This is a genomic window from Paraliobacillus sediminis (genome assembly GCF_003426055.1).
This window is the reverse complement of record NZ_QJSI01000004.1, coordinates 241,095-260,097: the sequence shown is the minus strand read 5'-3', so window position 1 is coordinate 260,097 and position 19,003 is coordinate 241,095. Positions and strand designations below refer to the sequence as shown.

Genomic DNA, 19,003 nt, shown 5'->3' with positions numbered 1-19,003 from the left:
GTGCTTAATATTACAATCCGTTAGCGAAATCATCAATCATATCATGTGTTTTTTGAACTTCCTCGTCTGGAACCTGCAAGTACCAAATACCATCAATTGTCGTACCATCTCCAGTAATCTGATAGGTTTCAATATCCTTGCGTGCACCTCTATAGTCTGTAACAAGTCCACTCATATCTGAGAAGTCCATGTTTGTACTTACATTTTCACCTAGAACCGATAGAATCTCATTAATTTTACTTACTCCGTTAAAACTAGCACCTTTACTAATAACACCTTCAATAACCTGACGTTGTCTTTCATTACGTCCGACATCTCCTTGAGGGTCATTTTTTCGCATTCTAACATAAGCCAATGCTTCTCTACCATCTAACTCCTGTTCTCCTATTGGAAACTCATAACTACCATTTGTGAATGCCAGATTATTCGTTACCGTTACTCCATTGACAGAATCTACGAGTTGTTGCAGACCTTCCATATTCACACGTACATAATAATCAATTTCAACATCTAAAAAGTTTTCAACCGTGTCTACCGACATGTTACTGCCACCAAATGCATAGGAATGATTGATTTTATCCACTGTTCCATGACCAATAATTTCAGTTCTTGTATCCCGTGGAATACTTACCATTTGCATCCGCTCGTTACTAGGATCTAGTGTCAGCACAATCATTGTGTCAGAACGACCTCTATCATTTTCACGTTCATCGACACCTAACAATAAAATATTTAGCGGTTCATTACTTGCCATCTTCTCCTTTGTTAGATCATTATCGATAGCCGTGACAGATTCATGAAGATCATTATTTACCGTATCTTTTACATTCTTATAGAATGCAAAAAGAAAAATGCCTCCTATTAATACCAACAACCCGATAACTAAAAGCGTGATTTTCAACCATTTTTTTTTCTTGTTTTTTTCCCTTTTTTCTTTACGCCCCAACACAAGCACCTCTTTTATAATATTATTTAACTAGTTGACGTAACGCTTCTTTAACATGTGACATTGTACGTAACGTGCCATGACTTATACTAGCTTCTACTGATTTTTTCGCTAGTTCAGGTCTAAAACCTGTAAAGATCAAATCTATGCCTAGTAATTGCATCATTGCATCTAGCTTGTAGGTGAATTCTACTGTCACTTCATTTATACTATAAATGCCAGAAAGATCAATAATTAAATAATCCAAATCATATTCTTCAATTTTCCCTGGAATAATCTCGATAAGTTCACACGTTCTAAATTCATTCAGGTCACCGATTAGAGGAATAATAGCGATCCCATCATGTACTGGTACAATAGGTGTCGCTACTTCACGCAATACCTTTTCAAGCTCTGCTTCGGCTGCTTTACGCGGTGTGATATCTCTAATTGTTGACTGAATTGCCTCTATTTCACCGTACACTACCGGATGACAAAATAACTCTACTTCAACAGTTGTTCCATCTGCACGATAGATAGTTGTTTCAACTAATTCACTAACAACTCTTTCCTCTGTTCCTTTACGTATTCTCTCAACAATAAAATCTCTATATCGCTCGGTAAAGACATCGACCACATTTGCTCCAATAAGATCTTCTCGTTTTGCTTTTAAAAACTTCGCTCCTGGCTCATTTATGTATAATACCTTTTGATTTGAGTGAATAATCGTCGTCTCAAGTGCATATTCAACAACTTGATGATACAGTGCTTTTTTCTCTTTGTCTGATAAATTAGGATTCGACTGTTTCACCAATTATTCCCCCTTTTCTTATTTATCTCTCATGATACACCTTTCATACTGTATTTAAAAGGAAATAATTAACTAGAAGATGCTTCCTTCGCACCCAACTCAAGCGCTAACAGAACAATCGATTCATTTATCTTCCATACGTAATAGAGATGATGTGTTAAGTCATTTTTATTTACATTTTCACTTATAGCTAGTCTTTCGATTCGTTCTCTTTGTTCCCCTAAATGATAAACAACACCTTGACGTTTATTACCACTAATCAATGCACGTAACATCTCCACATTATGTTGTATCTTTTCTTCAATTTTCCCAAAGTCCGCTATAAGTTCTTCAGGGAAATCAAATTCATTTTGATAAGACGATGCGACTAAATGTTTTGCATAATAGTTCATTGCTGTGAAAACTGTAATCCAACGAATAACTTCATGATCAACTAGACTATTAGGACGCTGAATTAGTGATTGCGCTGCATTTTTAATTAATTGTAGGTTAAGATCCATATCAAATGCACTTCTTGAAAGACTTTTAACATCGACTTCTTCTCTAAATCCTTTGACATAATCTGTTGAAAATGAATTTAATAAAGTTAAATAATCGATAAAAGATTGGGATACTTTATCAGTCGTTTTAGTTGGAAAAATAAAAGTAGAAACAGCGAGTGCAATAAGCGCACCACATATTGTATCAATGACACGTAGACCTAATAATTGATAACTAATTCCACCAAGAAGAATATCATACATGAAAGCAATCAAAATAGTAATAAACAAACTCATTAGTGTATAAGAAACGGTTAAGAAATAAAAAGTAAAGAAGACAACAATAAATAGGAGAACAACCTCTATTTCCGTATGACCAGATACAAGTTGCGCAAGTACAAAACCGGTGATTGCGCCACATATTGTTCCTATTGAGCGCTGAAACCCTTTAATATACGTTCGACCAATTGATTCTGTCCCAAGCAACACGAGAAAGACAGTAAGAATAACCCAATAAGGTTGAACCGGAGAAATCCAGTGGCCGACTAAAATCGCTAATATACCTGCCACAATCGCTTGATAAGCTTTTTTAGTAGTAGGTTTTAAGCCGTCCTTCTCTAGAGTATTCGCTGTAACCTTACTATCTATTATATTGTTTACCCTCTCCTCATTAACAGCACGCTGACCGATAACTAGCGATTCTTGAATTGTTGTAGCACTTCTCACTACATGATCAACAATTGATTCAATTCTTCTGATTAAGTACAAGCCTTTTCTTGTTTCCTTTTCCTTTGTCCCCATTTGAATATCCATTAATATAAGGCGGAGTCCTTTTGCGGCATTTTCTGCTTCTTTTAAATGTTCAGGAGTATAATTCCGAGCTAATACTTCTGCGTCACGTAGTGTCTTTACAACCCATACAAGCATTCGTTTTAGTTCTTCTATTTCTAATCCTTCTGCTATTTTCAACTGCTTTATTGAATCTGTTAAAGTCTCGACAAGCATTGCTGTATCAAAAACATATAAACTTAAATGCGCTGCGCTCAGACCAGGCCACATACGTTCGACATCCTGTTCCTTAAGATCACCTGATACATTTTGCGCATACTCACCTAATTTTTGAACATTTTTCTCCAAACTAGTTATTCGTTTCTTACTATTTATCGGATCTTCCATTAGCGTTATTAAGATATTGAACGTTAAATTAGCTTGAATGTGATAGGAGCGCATGCTACACCAACTCCTATTGCTAAATAAAACCAACCAAATTGGTTTGGCGTAAGTTGTATAACGGTAGAAATATAAACAGTCATGAAACTAACCATACCTAGTGAAAAATAGCGCGAGCCAAATTTAGAAAAGTAAAACGAACTAAAAATAATCCCCACCATTACTATTCCAACAAAATAAGGATTACCTGCCAGAAATGCACCGATTGTAATTCCTAAAGAGGCTGAAATAGGTAATAATAGTGTTGTAACTTGCTTCTTTCTTTTCGTATCATCCGTCACAACCATTATGCCAATGATCCCTAGCATACCTGCTACAATAACTGGCGTAAATAAGTCACTATTTAAAAGACGCAAAATTAGAAGCATACCAGTTACTGCTGTAATTAAACTCGTCGTTGCCTTAGCCGCCAGTTGTAATCTCTTTCTACCAGGATCTGAGGCAATCAATTTCCCAATCCAAGGATGTCTGATATGTATTTGATTCAATTTTTATCAACCTTTTTAGTATTTTCTAGTTATATTCTTGTTAAATAGTTAAATAGACAATATACGTTATTCGTGAAAAATACAACCAAAAAATTCGTTCCATCTGTTTTCTAGTAAGAAATGACGGCTAGTAAGTTGATTATAAAAGATAATAGAAGTGAAAGACTCGCCTATTTTAGCGACTACATTACTTTTCGACTAAATCAAATAACCGAACTATAGTTTAATTAACGTCTACTATAGTAAACGAAAATACTTAACATTTGGTTCGTATAATCCTTAAGAATTTTTTAAGGATTATAGAGTTTAACTCTATCTAACAAAAATTGGGTAATCAGGTTTTAATATTTTTTCTCCCTAGCTCTATCACTTTATGGCAATCACCTTTATAATAAGATAGCATTAACTATAAGAGAAAAGGTGTTTATATTATGAGTTTACTTACAGTTTCAAATTTAAGTCACGGATTTGGTGACAGAGCAATCTTCGAAGATGTATCATTTCGTTTATTAGCAGGCGAACATATCGGTCTTATTGGAGCCAATGGCGAAGGTAAATCGACATTTATGAATATTATCACTGGAAAGCTAGAGCCAGACGCTGGCACAGTGGAATGGACGAAGCATACACGCGTTGGTTATTTAGACCAACATACTTCTCTAAATAAAGGAATGACGATTCGCGATGTGCTACGAACCGCCTTCCAGTATTTATATGATATAGAGGAAGAAATGAATGGTTTATTCGGCAAAATGGGCGAAGTTGGACCAGAAGATCTTGAGAAGCTTCTTGAGGATACAGGTCGCATGCAAGATGCTTTAACAAACAATGATTTCTATATGATCGACGCCAAAGTCGAGGAAATTGCGAATGGACTTGGATTAGATGAATTTGGTTTAGAAACCGATGTACACGAATTGAGTGGCGGACAGCGTACAAAAGTACTGCTTGCTAAACTTTTATTAGAAAAACCAGATATTTTACTACTAGATGAGCCGACAAACTATCTCGATGTTGAGCATATTGAGTGGTTACGCAATTATTTACTAAACTATGATCATGCATTTATTTTAATTTCACACGATCTTCCATTTTTAAATAGTGTTGTTACGTTAATTTATCACATGGAAAACCAACAAGTAACACGTTACCCAGGTGGTTATGATGAATTTTTACGTGTCTATGACATGAGAAAACAACAACTTGCTTCAGCACACAAGAAACAGCAGAAAGAAATCGCAAACCTTAAAGACTTTGTCGCACGTAATAAAGCAAATGCCGCAACTAGTAAGATGGCCACATCTCGTCAGAAAAAACTCGACAAGATGGATGTAATTGAATTAGACGCCGAAAAGCCAAAACCGCATTTTCGTTTTAAAGAGGCTCGTACATCAGGAAAATACTTGTTTGAAACAAATGAACTTATAATTGGTTATGATGAACCACTATCGCGTGCACTTAACTTAGCAATGGAACGCGGACAAAAATTAGCCTTATCAGGAGCAAATGGGATTGGTAAAACTACTTTACTACGCAGTATCCTTGGTGAAATCAAACCTGTATCAGGTAGCGTTCAATTAGGAGAGCACTTGCATATTGGCTATTTTGAACAAGAGCCAAGTGAAGTTAGTCAAAAAACATGTCTAGATGAGATATGGGACGAATTCCCACACCTAACACAACAAGAAGTACGCTCTTCTTTAGCAAAATGTGGGCTAACGCGAAAACATATTGAAAGTAAATTAAAAGTTTTAAGTGGTGGAGAAAAGGCAAAAGTAAGATTGTGCAAATTAATTAATAAAGAAACCAATTTACTTGTGTTAGATGAGCCAACAAATCACTTAGACCGTGATGCCAAAGACGAGTTAAAACGTGCATTAACAGATTACAAAGGTAGTGTTCTACTTATCTCACACGAACCTGATTTCTATCAAGATCTCGTTACAGACATTTGGAACTGTGAAGATTGGACTACAATGGTCTTTTAACGCAAGGAATACTTGCTTAAATTAAAGAAACACATTTGATTTTGTTTCAAATATTTGTTATAATGAATTGGTTTTAAAATTATTGAGGGGGAAATTTTTTTGTCAATTGAAATAGGTAGCAAGGTTCAAGGTAAAGTAACTGGTATCACTAATTTTGGAGCATTCGTAGAATTACCCGGTGGCACAACAGGACTTGTGCATATCAGTGAAGTAGCAGATAGCTATGTAAAAGACGTGAATGATCACCTTAAAGTAGGGGACCAAATTGAAGTTAAAGTAATTAGTGAGAAGGATGGAAAAATTGCCTTGTCTATTAAAAAGGCAATCGATAAACCCGAAGGACAAAGTGCTTCTTACACGCGTCGACCACGTCAAGGTGGGAATGATAGAAATGGGAAAAATGGCCGTGCAAAAAGTAATTTTAAGCCTAAAGAGACATTTGAAGATAAAATGGCAAATTTCTTAAAAAGTAGTGAAGAAAACCTGTCCACTCTAAAACGCAGTAACGAATCAAAACAAGGCGGTAGAGGGGGAAGACGTGGCTAACCTAAATTTTAATGGATTAACATATAGATAAAGACAAGCCACAAAGATGATGGCTTGTCTTTTTTACGTTTTAATATGATCTAAAAGCGTTTGAACATGCCACACTTTTTCTTTTATATTATTCCGCTACACTTACTTTTAACTGTTTGTTCTTCACAGTTGTGTGCTCCATTGCTTGTAACACCAATGAACCCTTACCATTTAGAATATCTACATATGATAAGCTATCTTTAACTGTAATAATGCCAATATCCTCAGCCTCAACACCTGGAATACTAGTAATCGTTCCAACAAAATCAAGTGGACGAATCTTTTTCTTCTTCCCACCATTAAATTGCAGTTTCATAATATCTTTATTAATACGTGCAGTTTTATTATTTTTCACAATACGACGGTTATTCATCTTTTCTTCAAATACTTTTTTATTTTTGGCAACTTCTTGTTCACTTGGCGCATCCATAACTGGTATTTTAAATCCAATATAACGCTCGATGGATCCAAGGTATCTCCCTTGATTCGGTGTACCGAATGTAATTGCTTTACCTTTATTACCAGCACGACCTGTGCGTCCTGTTCGGTGTACATAGCTTTCTTTCTCCAACGGAATATCATAGTTAATAATTAATGTTATATTATCAACATCAATTCCTCGAGCTGCTACATCAGTTGCTATCAGGTAACGGAAATTCCCTAGTTTAAAACCTTCCATAATAGCAAAACGATCTTTTTGTTCCAGACCACCATGAAGTCTTTCACATGAATATCCTTCCGCTTCTAATTCGGTATAAATGGTATCAACATGCTCTTTTGTCTTACAAAAAATGATACAACTTTCAGTATTCTCTGCTACTGTTACATCTTTAAGTAATGGCAGCTTATCGTCTTCTCTAACCTCAATATAGCGGTGCTCAATTGTACTCGTAGTAATACCATTTGTCTCTAATTCAATATTGACAGGATCAATCATGTACTTATAGCATAACTTCTCGACATCTTTTGGTAATGTCGCTGAAAATACCATCGTCACTCTGTTTTTTGGGAGTTGCTTTATAATAGACTCTACCTTATCAATGAAGCCCATGTGAAGCATTTCGTCTGCTTCATCTATGACTAAATATTTCACTTCATCTAAATGCAATGTGTCCCGGTCAATATGATCAATTACACGTCCTGGTGTACCAACAACGATATGCGTTTTTTGTTTTAATTCTTCTTTTTGTCTAGCGATCGGTTCTTTTCCATAAACAGCGACAGCTTTAATTCGCTTAAATCTGCCGATATTTGTAATATCATCACGCACTTGAACAGCAAGTTCTCGTGTTGGTGTAAGTACTAATACTTGTGGATTTTTCACTTCCCATTCGATCTGTTCACAAATCGGTATCGCAAAGGCAGCTGTTTTACCACTACCTGTCTCAGATCTTACAACAAGATCCTTGTTCTCCAATGCGCTAGGGATTACCCTATTTTGTACTTCTGTAGGTGTTTTATATTTTAAAACACCAAGTGCACGCGTTATCTCTTCACTTAAATTAAAATCATTAAAATTTCCTTCGTTCATGTATTAACCTCACCTTTTTGTATGTTCGACTTCTATATAGGATTCTCTAAAGAGAAAAAGCATATGCAAAATCGTAATATATTCATTATAACTTGAAAAAATAGAGAAAACTCGTTTTTAGTAGAATTATCTTTAGAAAAGTGGTATTTTTCAAAATACAAGTGTTATAATATGAACTGCATCTTAAAAAATGACTCATGCACAGCAGATAGCTGTAGTGATAAAAATTCGTAAACTGTGACACAACAGAATTTCTTGACCCGCTCCTCAAGTGAAATCGGCTCCCTTTCCGCAGGCACGGCTTCAGCTAACTCGGATAAGCAAAGGACGCTTTCCGAGTGTATCTTCAGCCCGTGCTGTTCCTGCTGGACAAGGAATGCTTCGACAGCGACACATCGCACGAAGAAAATGGCCTTTTATTTTCGAGGATGTCGCCAATTTCACTTGTTACGCTATTTTTTTCTCTAATAACATAGTGAGCAAAAGAATTTTCTAAGTAACACCAATTTGTAAAAAAACAATGAGAGCTTATTTTTCTCTTACATGTAATTTTTAATTAACGAAAAAATAATTCTATTCTAGCGACGGAAATATACGTAGACTCCTGTGGGAACAGCGCGGGCTGAAGATCAACTTAGTAAAGCGTTTTTTGCTTTACTAAGTCAGCTGAAGCCGTGCCCACGGAAAGCGAAGTATATTTCCAAAGCGGTATGTTATGTCACACTACCCATTAATTACGTCGTTAATAGCAATGGCATTTTAAGAAAAGAATCAAAAAACAATCTATTTGGAGGTACCATGCTTACATTTGAAGAAAAACTTGCAATTATTGAATCTTACCCTATGTTAAAACGTAAAAATGTTTCTCTTGGCCGTGTCAATTTTCAATATGAAGAAGCTGTCATCAACAAACAAAATGTCGTTTATCATTTACACCCAAACGGCAATGGCTATGTCTTCGCAGAGCTAATTGATGAAGATTATAACCTAGATAATAACGGAATGGTTAATATCCGTGATTTTGATGAAAAGGCATTGCGTAAAGTAATTAACCAATCAATCGATTCCCTATCTGAACAAGAGCCTTTTGAAGAAACATGGATTAACCCTGAAAATCAAACATTGAAAATTATTAATGACTTCGACTCTTGGAACATTTACGCAGGTGACTTATTAGACGCTACTTACGCAACCTATAATGGTGCAACTAATTACCTGGAACAAGAAGGATTCAGACGTCGTTAAAAAGCAGGCCCCTATTAAAACACTAGTAGGGGCCCTTTTTTTTAATCTTCATCTTTCACATCAACACTTTCCGGAATAGGTTCATCGAATATTTCTTGTACCAACTGTTTATAATTTTCGATTTGTTCAAAATGCGTAGTGAATTGCTCATCATTGACCAAATACTTCTCACCATCATGTAACGCTCGAATTTGTTTTTGATAAATAAGTTGCCTCACTTGTGCTTCTTCTACTTCCAAATATTCTGCCGTTTGTTTAATCGTCAAATACACACCCATCACCCTACCTTCTATCTAGATTTATTAAAAAATGATTTAGGTACATCTGCTTCAAAACGCACATCCTCATTCGTTGTTGGATGTGTAAAGGCAAGAACTTTTGCATGCAAACCAAGTCTTCCTATTTCATTTGTTTTCGCACCATATTTTTTGTCCCCAACTACTGGAAAACCAAAGTCCTCCATATGTGCTCTAATTTGATTTTTTCTACCTGTTTCAAGTTCTACTTGTAGTAAGGAGAACTTTGAATTAGTCGAGAGTGTTTTAAAATGCGTTATTGCTTTTTGACCGCCATTTGGCTCTTTGTTTGAATGCATCTTATGCGTTTTACTCTCTTTTAACCAGGTAGAAATCGTACCTTCTTCTTTCTTTACTTTACCTTCTACAAGTGCAATATAGGTTCTTTCTTTGACTACATCTTTCCAATTATCTTGCAGCTTCCGCTTTACTTCTTCTGTCTTTGCAAATACCATCACACCCGATGTATCACGGTCAAGCCTGTGCACGATAAAAATTCTATTCTTCGGATTTTTCTGACGCACATGTGCTGTAAGTTGTCGATAAGCTGTAACATCACTTTCATTTGGAGAAGATACAGATAGTAACCCTTCCTTCTTATTAACAACAAGTACAGCGTCATCTTCATACATAATCGTAAGTCCTATAAGTGCCTGTTTTTCAACAGCCTGTTTTAATATAGTAACAGTTTGTCCTTGATTTAGTTCCAAGTTGAAGACTGTTTGAACCTCATTATCTACTAATACTTGACCACGCGCCAGAACAGCCTTAACGTGATTTCTCCCCCGATCGATTACTTGCAATAGAAAAGGCAACAATTCTATTCTTTCATTCACCTTGTATTGTTGTCCGTTCTCTGATTGATTTTTTTTCTTCATCATCATTTCCCAACTTCCTAATGTACAATATATTCTACTCATTATAACATTTTTTATCGTACTCACGCGTTCTAATTTTTCAGATCTAAATAACATATTGAAAAAAAGTCATAAAATGCATGGCACTACCAAACAGAACAAAAACATGCCAAATTCCGTGATTATAGGGCAAGTCCTTCCAAAGGAAAAATATCGTTCCAACAGCATAACAGAGTCCACCCAATATAAGAAGAACCAAACCTTGATAGGCCATGCCCAAAACAAGTGGCTCCCATAAAATAAGTAGAAACGATCCAAATGATAGATAAATACATGTTGTTAGTACTTTAAACTTTTTCAAAAATAGCAGTTTAAAGACAATTCCCGCTAACGATAAGATCCATACGATAACAAGAACTAGCATGCCGAGCTTACCTTTTACCACTAGCAAAGAAATAGCTGTATATGTACCCGCGATATATAGAAAGATTGAGCTATGATCGAGCGCGTGAAAGATATCCTTTATTCTTCCTTTTGGCACGCTATGCATAATTGTTGAGAATATGTACATCATCAACATCGTAATGGCATAAACAGTGATCGAAACAAATTGTCCTAAATTAAGATTTGTATGTCCATCATCTATTACTATCAGTAGTGCAATAATACTCAAAACGGCTCCTATTCCATGTGTAATTGCATTCACTAACTCTTCTTTTTTTGTACACGTATGACAATTCATATTCATTTCTCCTCAACAATTACGTTATTTCTAAATTTAGTTATATTTTTAACCATTTAACCAAATAATATGTTTGATACTTTTTTGCTTCACAGTATACTATTTGTGCCTATCTTCTTTTAAAGTGCGTACTTACATTGAAGTTTATTACGTACTAGAATGAATCTGTACAAATAAAATAAAGGGAGTCGGATATAAATGGAACTACAATTAGCATTAGACTTAGTAACTACAGAAGAAGGAATTAAGCTCGTTAAAGAGGTAGAACAATACATTGATATAGTAGAGATTGGCACACCAATCATTATTAATGAAGGTCTTCATGCGGTAAAAGCTATGAAAGAAGCATTCCCATCATTGAAAGTATTGGCTGATCTTAAAGTCATGGATGCTGGTGGATATGAAGTAATGAAAGCTTCTGAAGCAGGTGCTGACATTGTTACTATTCTTGGTGCAACAAATGATGCAACTATTATTGGCGCCGTTGAAGAAGCTAAAAAGCATGGTAATAAAATTCTAATTGATATGATGAATGTACCAAACATTGAACAACGCGCAAAAGAAATTGATGCACTTGGCGTTGACTATATTTGCGTACACACTGGCTATGATCTGCAAGCAGCAGGTGAGAACTCATTTGCACAACTTATGACTATCAAAAGCGTCGTAAAAAATGCAAAAACAGCTGTAGCTGGCGGGATTAAATTAGAAACACTTCCAGAAGTTATTAAAGCAAATCCAGACCTTATTATTGTTGGTGGCGGTATCACTGGGGTCGATGACAAAGCTGCAGTAGCAAAAGAAATGCAACAATTAATTAAGGCGTAATTAAGATGCATACGACGGATTATCTAAAAACAATCCTCAAGGAATTAGAGCTTGGAATCGAAGTTATATCAGACAAACAAGTCGAAGAACTCGTTACTGGTATTCTAAATGCGAACAAAATTTTTGTCGCTGGTGGTGGCCGTTCAGGTTTAGCAGCTAAATCATTTGCGATGCGAATGATGCACGTTGGATTATATCCATACGTAGTAGGTGAAACGATCACACCAAACTTCGAACAAGATGATATGCTGCTTATTAGTTCTGGCTCTGGAGAGACGAAAAACTTTATTTCCATTGCTGAAAAGGCCCAATCAATTGGTGGAGAAGTTGTCGCTCTAACCACAAATGTAGATTCGACGATTGCACAACTAGCTGATCTTGTGATAAAAATGCCAGGATCACCTAAAGATCAATCAACAAGTAACTATCAAACGATTCAACCAATGGGATCGTTGTTTGAACAGTCCCTTCTTTTATTCTTTGATGCCGTTATCCTTCGGTTCATGGAAAGAAAAGGGCTAGATTCTGCTAACATGTATGGTCGCCATGCTAACTTAGAATAGAGTATAGAAAGAACCAAGCCGTGAAGCTTTCATTAGTCTTCACGGTTTTTTTGAGCGGATTACTTCTTTATACAAAGAAAGCCACTTATAATGAGGGAATGATTAGAATTGATCTAGTATGGAGGAATTATAAATGGCACGGATTGAAAACAAGGTTTTTAACTGTGAAAAGGAACTAACGCTTCATATCATAGGTGGGAAATGGAAAATGCTTATTATGTGGCATTTAGGAAAAACAGGGACGAAACGCTTTGGTGAGTTAAGAAAATTAATACCTGGTATCACCCAAAGAATGTTAACCAATCAATTAAGGGAATTAGAAGAAGATGAAATTATTCATCGAGAGGTCTATGCTGTTGTTCCACCAAAAGTAGAATACTCTTTAACCGAAAATGGTGAAAGTCTCATGCCGATCTTAGAGTCGATGTATAGTTGGGGAAGAAATTATATCGACACCGTTTTAAACGATGAAGTAGATGTAAAAGAGTCCATTCAATAATAGTAAAGGTTATAACCTCTTAAAAATGGTTATAACCTTTTTTTGTTGAAACTTGAACATAAATAACTCTATTTGATGAGTCAATTCCTAAAATTGATAGCACGTACAATCGTAATACGATACACTTAGCTAAGAATATCAAAGAAGTGTGGTGGCTATTTTGTTTAAACTTTTGTTAATAGAAGATGATCGAACCTTATGCAAGGAAATTAAAGATAGATTAGCAGCTTGGTCTTATGATGTCTATGATATAACTAATTTCGAAACGATTATGCAAGAATTCTCAGATGTGAAGCCTGATTTAGTTATTATCGATATTCAATTACCTAAATTCGACGGATTCCACTGGTGTCGGATGATCAGAACCCATTCAAGTGTGCCAATTATCTTTCTGTCTTCACGCGATCATCCAACTGATATGGTGATGTCGATCCAACTCGGAGCTGATGATTATATCCAAAAACCTTTTCATTTTGACGTACTAATTGCAAAGATACAAGCAATACTTCGTCGTGTTTATAATTACAATACCGAGAATGTTGCTTTAAAAACATGGGCAGGTGCAACCGTGAATTATCAAAAAAACTCGATTACTAATTCTATGGGAATGATTGAACTTAGCAAAAATGAAATTTATATATTGAAGCTACTGATTGAACATAAAAATAAGATAGTAAGTCGGGATCAATTAATCCAGAGCTTATGGAACGACAGTCGTTTTGTTAGTGACAATACACTAACGGTGAATGTAAATCGATTACGAAAGCGTTTAGAAGAATTAGAATTGGGCAAGTTTATTGAAACTAAGGTAGGCCAAGGGTACATTGCTTTGGAAGAGGGAAATCACTATGTTTAAGCTTTATGTAATAGAGAAGCAAAGTTGGATCTTTTTCTTTTTATTCATTCAATTACTTAGTGTTTTTATTGCCTTTATCGATACATCTATCCCTCTTCGATCAATGATGTATATTGTCTTTCTATCCGTTATTAGTTTTCTTGTTTTTTTAATTTGTCGTTTTCAAAAAGAAACACAATTCTATAAAAGTTTAATAGAACGAGAAAGTAATCTTGATATTACAGGAATGGCTAAGGCTAAAACTCCTTTTCAAGAAATTGTCGCAGATAGTATCACAATACAAACAGGTGTCATGGAGCAAGTAGCTTCTGAGAATTTAACCACATTAGAGCAAGAAAAAGATGAGCTATTAACATGGATTCACGAAGTTAAAACGCCATTAACTGCAATGCATCTAATGATTGATCGACTTGATAATGAGCCAATTAAAGCAAATCTAACCTATGAATGGCTGCGAATCCATCTCTTACTCGATCAGCAATTACATCAAAAACGAATAGCTTTTATTGAGAATGATTTATATATCGAAAAGATAGTATTAGAGGAAATCATTTTTCAAGAAATCAAAACACTGCAATCTTGGTGTATACAAAAAGGATTAGGGTTTGATGTAGACCTAAAGATTGCTACATTAGAAAGTGATGCAAAATGGCTTGCCTTTATATTGAGACAATTATTAACAAACGCCGTAAAGTATAGTCAAGATTCCGATATTACAATCAGGAGTTATTCTCAAGCTGGCCAAACCATTCTAGAAGTACAAGATTACGGGCGCGGTATTGACCCGAAAGATATAGCACGTATCTTTGACAAAGGATTCACATCAACTACAAATCATCAAGATAATGCTGCAACAGGTATGGGGTTATATTTATTAAAAAAAGTTGCGGTGGAATTAAAGATCGTCGTTGATGTTAACTCAAGTTTAGGAAAAGGAACCATTTTCACGTTAACCTTTCCAAAGCTAAATGAATTTGTTTCAATTACAGGCATGTGACAGCATTGTCACATGCTTGATTTTATTGTTCGGCTAATCGAAGGAGATACAGCAAAAATAGGTTTAAACTAAAGCTATCGTAGAAGAAGGAGTGAATTAAATGCCAATTTTACAGGCAATTAAAATCCATAAAAGTTATGGGAATAAATTTAATAAACAAGACGTATTAAAAGGCTTGGATATAAGTATTGAAGCAGGAGAATTCGTCAGTATTATGGGGGCATCTGGGTCAGGTAAAACAACGCTACTTAACGTACTTTCCTCGATTGATAAGGTGAGCAACGGATCAATTACCGTAGAAGGAAAAGACATAACGCGCATGAAAGAGAAAGAGCTCGCTGCTTTCAGAAAAGCACATTTAGGTTTTATCTTTCAAGAATACAATTTATTAGATACTTTAACTGTGAAAGAAAATATTTTGTTACCATTATCCATTAGCAAAACGTCAAAAAAAGAAGCAAATCAAAAGTTTAATGCAGTTGCTAAAGAGCTAGGTCTTTTTGATTTGGAGAAGAGTTATCCAAATCAAATCTCAGGCGGACAAAAACAACGTACGTCAGCTGCACGTGCTTTCATCCATGAACCAAGTATTATTTTTGCAGATGAACCAACTGGCGCACTTGATTCTAAATCCGCGTCTGATCTGTTAAACAAACTAAGCGAGTTAAATCAAAAAAGAAAAGCAACGATTGTGATGGTTACACACGATATGACAGCTGCTAGCTTTAGTAGCCGGGTGATTTTCATTAAAGATGGACAAATGTATACACAATTAACAAAGGGTGAGCAAACAAGACAAGAATTCTATCAAGACATCATGAAGACTCAAGGGGTATTAGGTGGGGTTTCCTATGAGCATTAAACATCTCATCTTTCAAAGTCTAAAAAAGAATATAAAGAATTATTACCTTTATGTCTTTGCACTTATTTTTAGTGTCGGATTATACTTTGCCTTTGTTACCTTGCAATATGACCCTGCAATGGATGAAACCTCTGGAACTATAAAGGGTGGTGCTGCGATTAAAGCGGCGTCCGTACTTCTCTTTATTATTATTTCAATTTTTCTTTTATACGCTAATAAAATCTTTATCAAACGCCGTAGTAAAGAAATTGGCCTCTTTCAGTTAATTGGGATGACAAAAAGGAAAGTCTTTCAAATCCTTGCGACAGAAAATGCGATTATATACTTTAGTTCATTAATTATAGGTACATTTGTAGGCTTTGCTTTTTCAAAACTAGCGATGATGATTCTATTCCGAATTACTGCAGTCGATGATGTAGCAAAGCTTCATTTCTCTATTGAGGCGTTCGTGCAAACGATCATTGTTTTTAGTGTGATCTTCTTATTTATATTGTTGATGAACTATATTTTCATAAAAAAACAAAGTATCCTCGCGTTATTTAATACACAATCATCAACAGAGAATAAGATAAAAAAAATATCCGTATTTGAAATTGTGATTGGGATTGTTGGCATTGCTCTTATTCTGGTGGGGTACTATATCTCATCGAAGTTATTTGATGGAGATTTTGTTGGGATGAATGGATTATTTTTGGCTATGATTTTTATCCTTGTATCTGTCATTCTAGGTACTTACCTATTTTACAAAGGATCTGTAACATTTATTTTAAACGTTATCCGAAAAAGGAAAGATGGGTACTTAACAGTTAATCAGGTACTATCCCTATCATCCTTAATGTTTCGAATGAAATCAAACGCATTGCTATTAACGATTATTACCACTGTATCCGCTCTAGCAATTGGTTTATTATCGTTAAGTTATATCTCCTACTATTCTGCTGAAAAAAATGCAGAAAACAGTGTAGCGGCTGATTTTGCAATAACAGATCAATATGATGCCAAAGTATTTATGCTTGCATTAGATAAGAACAATATAGCGTATAGTGATCGAACAACCGCAGTTTTAGAAGTTAATGTCAACGTAGAGAATATACTTGATACGCAACTTGATGAGGTGAATTCCGATCCGAACATGATCTTACCTGTTATTAGTGATCAAGATGTCGATGGTATCAATGTATCTTCTGAGGAAACTATTTTTACTGGCTACAGTGCTGTAATGTCTAGTCTAATATCATTTAAAGATTCAGGTGATATCACATTAACTGGACAAAAGGAAACAATTAAACAGAGCTATATAGGTTTGCAAGACAAGTTCGTCCTATCCAATCACTTTACACATGGTGGTTTGCCAGTTGCAATTGTTGACGAGAGCATATTCTTACAGTTACAAAATGATATTAATCCAGAAATCCAAGATAATTCTTCTATTTATATTGGTATTGATATGCAAGACAAATCAGACATTAAAAAAGCAAATGACATTTTCTTGGAAAAGTTCCCTTCCAATGGTGATTATCCATATGATTCTCGTTACAATATAGCTAACAGTCAAAAACAAAATATGGGGCTAATTATGTTTATTGTTGGCTTTTTAGGATTAAGTTTTCTCATCACTTCTGGATGTATTCTTTATTTCAAACAAATGGATGAAGGCGAGGAAGAAAAGTCTAACTACACGATTTTAAGGAAGTTAGGCTTTACACAAGGAGATTTAATAAAAGGGATCCAACTTAAACAGTTATTTAACTTTGGAATACCCTTAGTAGTTGGTTTATCACATAGTTATTTCGCAGTTCAATCCGGCTGGTTTTTCTTTGGTACAGAACTCTGGACGCCATTGATTATTGTCATGATCGTATATACTGTTTTGTATTCTATTTTTGGATTACTTTCCGTACTTTATTATAAGAATATCATTAGCGACGCTCTTTAATCCAAAATCAGAAAAAGACTCCAAACCTCGATGGTCTGGAGTCTTTTGCAATAAATAAGAATTCACGCGGGCTTGCTATGATACTTATTCCATTTGTCTATACAAACATACAAACCTATTAAGAAAACGAAAAACAGAATCGATACATACCATGGAAAACCTGTAATTGCTTCACCAAAGGCAGTATATATAATAGCAGGTAAGATAAGTCCTAAAACAGAATAATACATATACTCCCTAAATGTCTTTGTCATCTCCATTAAATAAAACGACAGTAAATGAAAATGAACAAACGGCATTAGTCTGAGCAACATAACTTGCGCAACAGACATCGTCCGCTCATGAAACACTTTCTCTTTTAACCGGGTAAGATTTTTCTTGAATTTTGGGAATCGATTAACGAGTTTATAAGAAACAAGACTCATTAGGGAGAGTCCGATAAATGATAAAATTGCGCCTTCGATAAATCCGAATAATACGCCACCAGCGATACAAATAACGATTACCGGAATGAAAAATATTGGCCGAAGTACATGTAAAACAACAAAAAGTGCGGGAGCTAGCCATCCTGCTCCATCAATAAACATTTCAAGGGATTGATCAAATTGATCCATCATGGCCCTCCTATCATATAAGTGTACTAAAATTGAAGAATAACGCAAACGTCTGCTAATTGCAATAGGCGGCGCATCAAAAGGTTACTTAATAAATAAAGTGCCCACAGTAAGTGAACACAGTCAATAAACGAACATGATTTATATGAATGACGACTTATAACGCATTCACTAAATAAGTTTCAACATAAGACGGTCTAGGGAATATTTGTGGCTTCTGCTTATCTATGCCTTTTTCAGTTCCGCGCTTTTTATGTGCATGATTATATGCCTGTGATTGCTTCCAATTTTCAAAGTCTGCTTCTGTTTCCCATAATGTAAGAATGACATACGTGTCAGAATCAAGTGGTCGACACACTCTAATAGCTACAAATCCGACTTCACCTTCAACCTTCCGAGCTCGATTTTGAAATCTTTCTTCAAATTCAGCCTTTCCCTCTTCTCTTACAGGGATATTATTACATACTGCATAAGTGTCCCCTTTTAGATCACCTTCCAAATCAAGTACGTGACAAGTCTTATCGTTCTCTCCTAGATCTTCAATCAACGTTTCTGTTTCAATTAAGTAGAGCGATTTATCATGCTCTTTCAGCTCAAAAAAGTTAGCATCTGTCTCTTCGTTTATTTTATTTTCTAAAAAATATATGTACATACCCAAACTACTCCTTTACCACTATATT

At 35.3% G+C, this 19,003-nt stretch carries 20 protein-coding genes; 10 read left to right on the top strand and 10 right to left on the bottom strand.

The genetic code is table 11. The features are described from left to right. Positions 1-10: 10 nt before the first annotated feature. The 4 genes from D2K60_RS20310 to D2K60_RS21060 form a co-directional block, all read right to left on the bottom strand. On the bottom strand, positions 11-949 hold the full coding sequence (locus tag D2K60_RS20310) for an LCP family glycopolymer transferase (protein WP_420818832.1): 939 nt from the start codon (positions 947-949) through the stop codon (positions 11-13). Positions 950-968: 19 nt separating this feature from the next. Continuing rightward, positions 969-1,736, bottom strand: coding sequence for a PAS domain S-box protein (locus D2K60_RS20305; protein ID WP_240335360.1), 768 nt, complete (start codon positions 1,734-1,736; stop codon positions 969-971). A 68-nt stretch (positions 1,737-1,804) separates the two neighbouring features. After that, positions 1,805-3,445 (bottom strand): FUSC family protein, encoded by a 1,641-nt coding sequence (locus D2K60_RS20300; protein ID WP_240335359.1) that lies wholly within the window; start codon positions 3,443-3,445, stop codon positions 1,805-1,807. Next, positions 3,415-3,933 carry a hypothetical protein gene (locus tag D2K60_RS21060; RefSeq protein ID WP_240335358.1) on the bottom strand — a complete coding sequence of 173 codons (519 nt, stop codon included), beginning with the start codon at positions 3,931-3,933 and terminating at the stop codon, positions 3,415-3,417. Before D2K60_RS21060 ends, D2K60_RS20300 begins: the two co-directional genes overlap by 31 nt. Positions 3,934-4,364: 431 nt before the next feature. On the opposite strand from D2K60_RS21060, the gene D2K60_RS20295 reads away from it, so the two are divergent. Both D2K60_RS20295 and D2K60_RS20290 read left to right on the top strand, forming a co-directional pair. Then, on the top strand, positions 4,365-5,921 hold the full coding sequence (locus D2K60_RS20295) for an ABC-F family ATP-binding cassette domain-containing protein (protein ID WP_117170925.1): 1,557 nt from the start codon (positions 4,365-4,367) through the stop codon (positions 5,919-5,921). 99 nt (positions 5,922-6,020) lie between these two features. Then, on the top strand, positions 6,021-6,467 hold the full coding sequence (locus tag D2K60_RS20290; protein WP_117170924.1) for a S1 domain-containing RNA-binding protein: 447 nt from the start codon (positions 6,021-6,023) through the stop codon (positions 6,465-6,467). A gap of 118 nt (positions 6,468-6,585) precedes the next feature. On the opposite strand, the gene D2K60_RS20285 is transcribed toward D2K60_RS20290, so the two are convergent. Then, positions 6,586-8,028, bottom strand: coding sequence for a DEAD/DEAH box helicase (locus tag D2K60_RS20285; protein ID WP_117170923.1), 1,443 nt, complete (start codon positions 8,026-8,028; stop codon positions 6,586-6,588). Positions 8,029-8,826: 798 nt separating this feature from the next. On the opposite strand from D2K60_RS20285, the gene D2K60_RS20280 reads away from it, so the two are divergent. Next, positions 8,827-9,273 (top strand): hypothetical protein, encoded by a 447-nt coding sequence (locus D2K60_RS20280; protein WP_117170922.1) that lies wholly within the window; start codon positions 8,827-8,829, stop codon positions 9,271-9,273. A gap of 41 nt (positions 9,274-9,314) precedes the next feature. On the opposite strand, the gene D2K60_RS20275 is transcribed toward D2K60_RS20280, so the two are convergent. The 3 genes from D2K60_RS20275 to trhA all read right to left on the bottom strand — a co-directional run bounded on the left by D2K60_RS20275 (position 9,315) and on the right by trhA (position 11,168). Beyond that, a complete protein-coding gene (locus D2K60_RS20275) occupies positions 9,315-9,545 on the bottom strand; it encodes an excisionase family DNA-binding protein (RefSeq protein ID WP_117170977.1) in 231 nt (76 codons plus the stop codon). Positions 9,546-9,562: 17 nt separating this feature from the next. Beyond that, on the bottom strand, positions 9,563-10,450 hold the full coding sequence (locus tag D2K60_RS20270; protein ID WP_117170976.1) for an RluA family pseudouridine synthase: 888 nt from the start codon (positions 10,448-10,450) through the stop codon (positions 9,563-9,565). An 82-nt stretch (positions 10,451-10,532) separates the two neighbouring features. Beyond that, positions 10,533-11,168, bottom strand: a complete 636-nt coding sequence (trhA, locus tag D2K60_RS20265; protein WP_117170921.1) for a PAQR family membrane homeostasis protein TrhA — start codon at positions 11,166-11,168, stop codon at positions 10,533-10,535. A gap of 198 nt (positions 11,169-11,366) precedes the next feature. Here trhA and hxlA point away from each other — a divergent pair, with 198 nt between their 5' ends. The 7 genes from hxlA to D2K60_RS20230 all read left to right on the top strand — a co-directional run bounded on the left by hxlA (position 11,367) and on the right by D2K60_RS20230 (position 17,709). Next, positions 11,367-11,996 (top strand): 3-hexulose-6-phosphate synthase, encoded by a 630-nt coding sequence (hxlA, locus tag D2K60_RS20260; protein WP_117170920.1) that lies wholly within the window; start codon positions 11,367-11,369, stop codon positions 11,994-11,996. Positions 11,997-12,001: 5 nt separating this feature from the next. Further along, a complete protein-coding gene (gene hxlB, locus D2K60_RS20255; RefSeq protein ID WP_117170919.1) occupies positions 12,002-12,559 on the top strand; it encodes a 6-phospho-3-hexuloisomerase in 558 nt (185 codons plus the stop codon). A gap of 133 nt (positions 12,560-12,692) precedes the next feature. After that, positions 12,693-13,058: a winged helix-turn-helix transcriptional regulator gene (locus D2K60_RS20250; RefSeq protein WP_117170918.1), complete on the top strand. Its 366-nt coding sequence runs from the start codon at positions 12,693-12,695 to the stop codon at positions 13,056-13,058. A gap of 160 nt (positions 13,059-13,218) precedes the next feature. Next, positions 13,219-13,914: a response regulator transcription factor gene (locus D2K60_RS20245; protein WP_117170917.1), complete on the top strand. Its 696-nt coding sequence runs from the start codon at positions 13,219-13,221 to the stop codon at positions 13,912-13,914. Further along, a complete protein-coding gene (locus D2K60_RS20240; RefSeq protein ID WP_117170916.1) occupies positions 13,907-14,911 on the top strand; it encodes a sensor histidine kinase in 1,005 nt (334 codons plus the stop codon). Before D2K60_RS20245 ends, D2K60_RS20240 begins: the two co-directional genes overlap by 8 nt. Positions 14,912-15,011: 100 nt before the next feature. Then, on the top strand, positions 15,012-15,773 hold the full coding sequence (locus tag D2K60_RS20235; RefSeq protein WP_117170915.1) for an ABC transporter ATP-binding protein: 762 nt from the start codon (positions 15,012-15,014) through the stop codon (positions 15,771-15,773). Beyond that, positions 15,763-17,709, top strand: coding sequence for an ABC transporter permease (locus tag D2K60_RS20230; RefSeq protein ID WP_117170914.1), 1,947 nt, complete (start codon positions 15,763-15,765; stop codon positions 17,707-17,709). Before D2K60_RS20235 ends, D2K60_RS20230 begins: the two co-directional genes overlap by 11 nt. A 62-nt stretch (positions 17,710-17,771) precedes the next feature. Here the strand turns inward: D2K60_RS20230 and D2K60_RS20225 are convergent, their stop codons facing one another. Continuing rightward, complete coding sequence (locus D2K60_RS20225; RefSeq protein WP_117170913.1) at positions 17,772-18,323, bottom strand: TVP38/TMEM64 family protein; 552 nt, start codon at positions 18,321-18,323, stop codon at positions 17,772-17,774. A gap of 157 nt (positions 18,324-18,480) precedes the next feature. Continuing rightward, a complete protein-coding gene (locus D2K60_RS20220) occupies positions 18,481-18,975 on the bottom strand; it encodes an antibiotic biosynthesis monooxygenase family protein (protein ID WP_117170912.1) in 495 nt (164 codons plus the stop codon). Positions 18,976-19,003: the final 28 nt, after the last annotated feature.

Coding starts and splice junctions, on each gene's coding strand:
- D2K60_RS20235 (WP_117170915.1), top strand. CDS start 15,012: ATGCCAATTTTACAGGCAATTAAAATCCATAAAAGTTATGGGAATAAA.
- D2K60_RS20220 (WP_117170912.1), bottom strand. CDS start 18,975: ATGTACATATATTTTTTAGAAAATAAAATAAACGAAGAGACAGATGCT.
- D2K60_RS20280 (WP_117170922.1), top strand. CDS start 8,827: ATGCTTACATTTGAAGAAAAACTTGCAATTATTGAATCTTACCCTATG.
- D2K60_RS20250 (WP_117170918.1), top strand. CDS start 12,693: ATGGCACGGATTGAAAACAAGGTTTTTAACTGTGAAAAGGAACTAACG.
- hxlB (WP_117170919.1), top strand. CDS start 12,002: ATGCATACGACGGATTATCTAAAAACAATCCTCAAGGAATTAGAGCTT.
- D2K60_RS20225 (WP_117170913.1), bottom strand. CDS start 18,323: ATGGATCAATTTGATCAATCCCTTGAAATGTTTATTGATGGAGCAGGA.
- D2K60_RS20300 (WP_240335359.1), bottom strand. CDS start 3,445: ATGCGCTCCTATCACATTCAAGCTAATTTAACGTTCAATATCTTAATA.
- D2K60_RS20240 (WP_117170916.1), top strand. CDS start 13,907: ATGTTTAAGCTTTATGTAATAGAGAAGCAAAGTTGGATCTTTTTCTTT.
- D2K60_RS20285 (WP_117170923.1), bottom strand. CDS start 8,028: ATGAACGAAGGAAATTTTAATGATTTTAATTTAAGTGAAGAGATAACG.
- D2K60_RS20270 (WP_117170976.1), bottom strand. CDS start 10,450: ATGATGAAGAAAAAAAATCAATCAGAGAACGGACAACAATACAAGGTG.
- D2K60_RS20230 (WP_117170914.1), top strand. CDS start 15,763: ATGAGCATTAAACATCTCATCTTTCAAAGTCTAAAAAAGAATATAAAG.
- D2K60_RS20295 (WP_117170925.1), top strand. CDS start 4,365: ATGAGTTTACTTACAGTTTCAAATTTAAGTCACGGATTTGGTGACAGA.
- hxlA (WP_117170920.1), top strand. CDS start 11,367: ATGGAACTACAATTAGCATTAGACTTAGTAACTACAGAAGAAGGAATT.
- trhA (WP_117170921.1), bottom strand. CDS start 11,168: ATGAATTGTCATACGTGTACAAAAAAAGAAGAGTTAGTGAATGCAATT.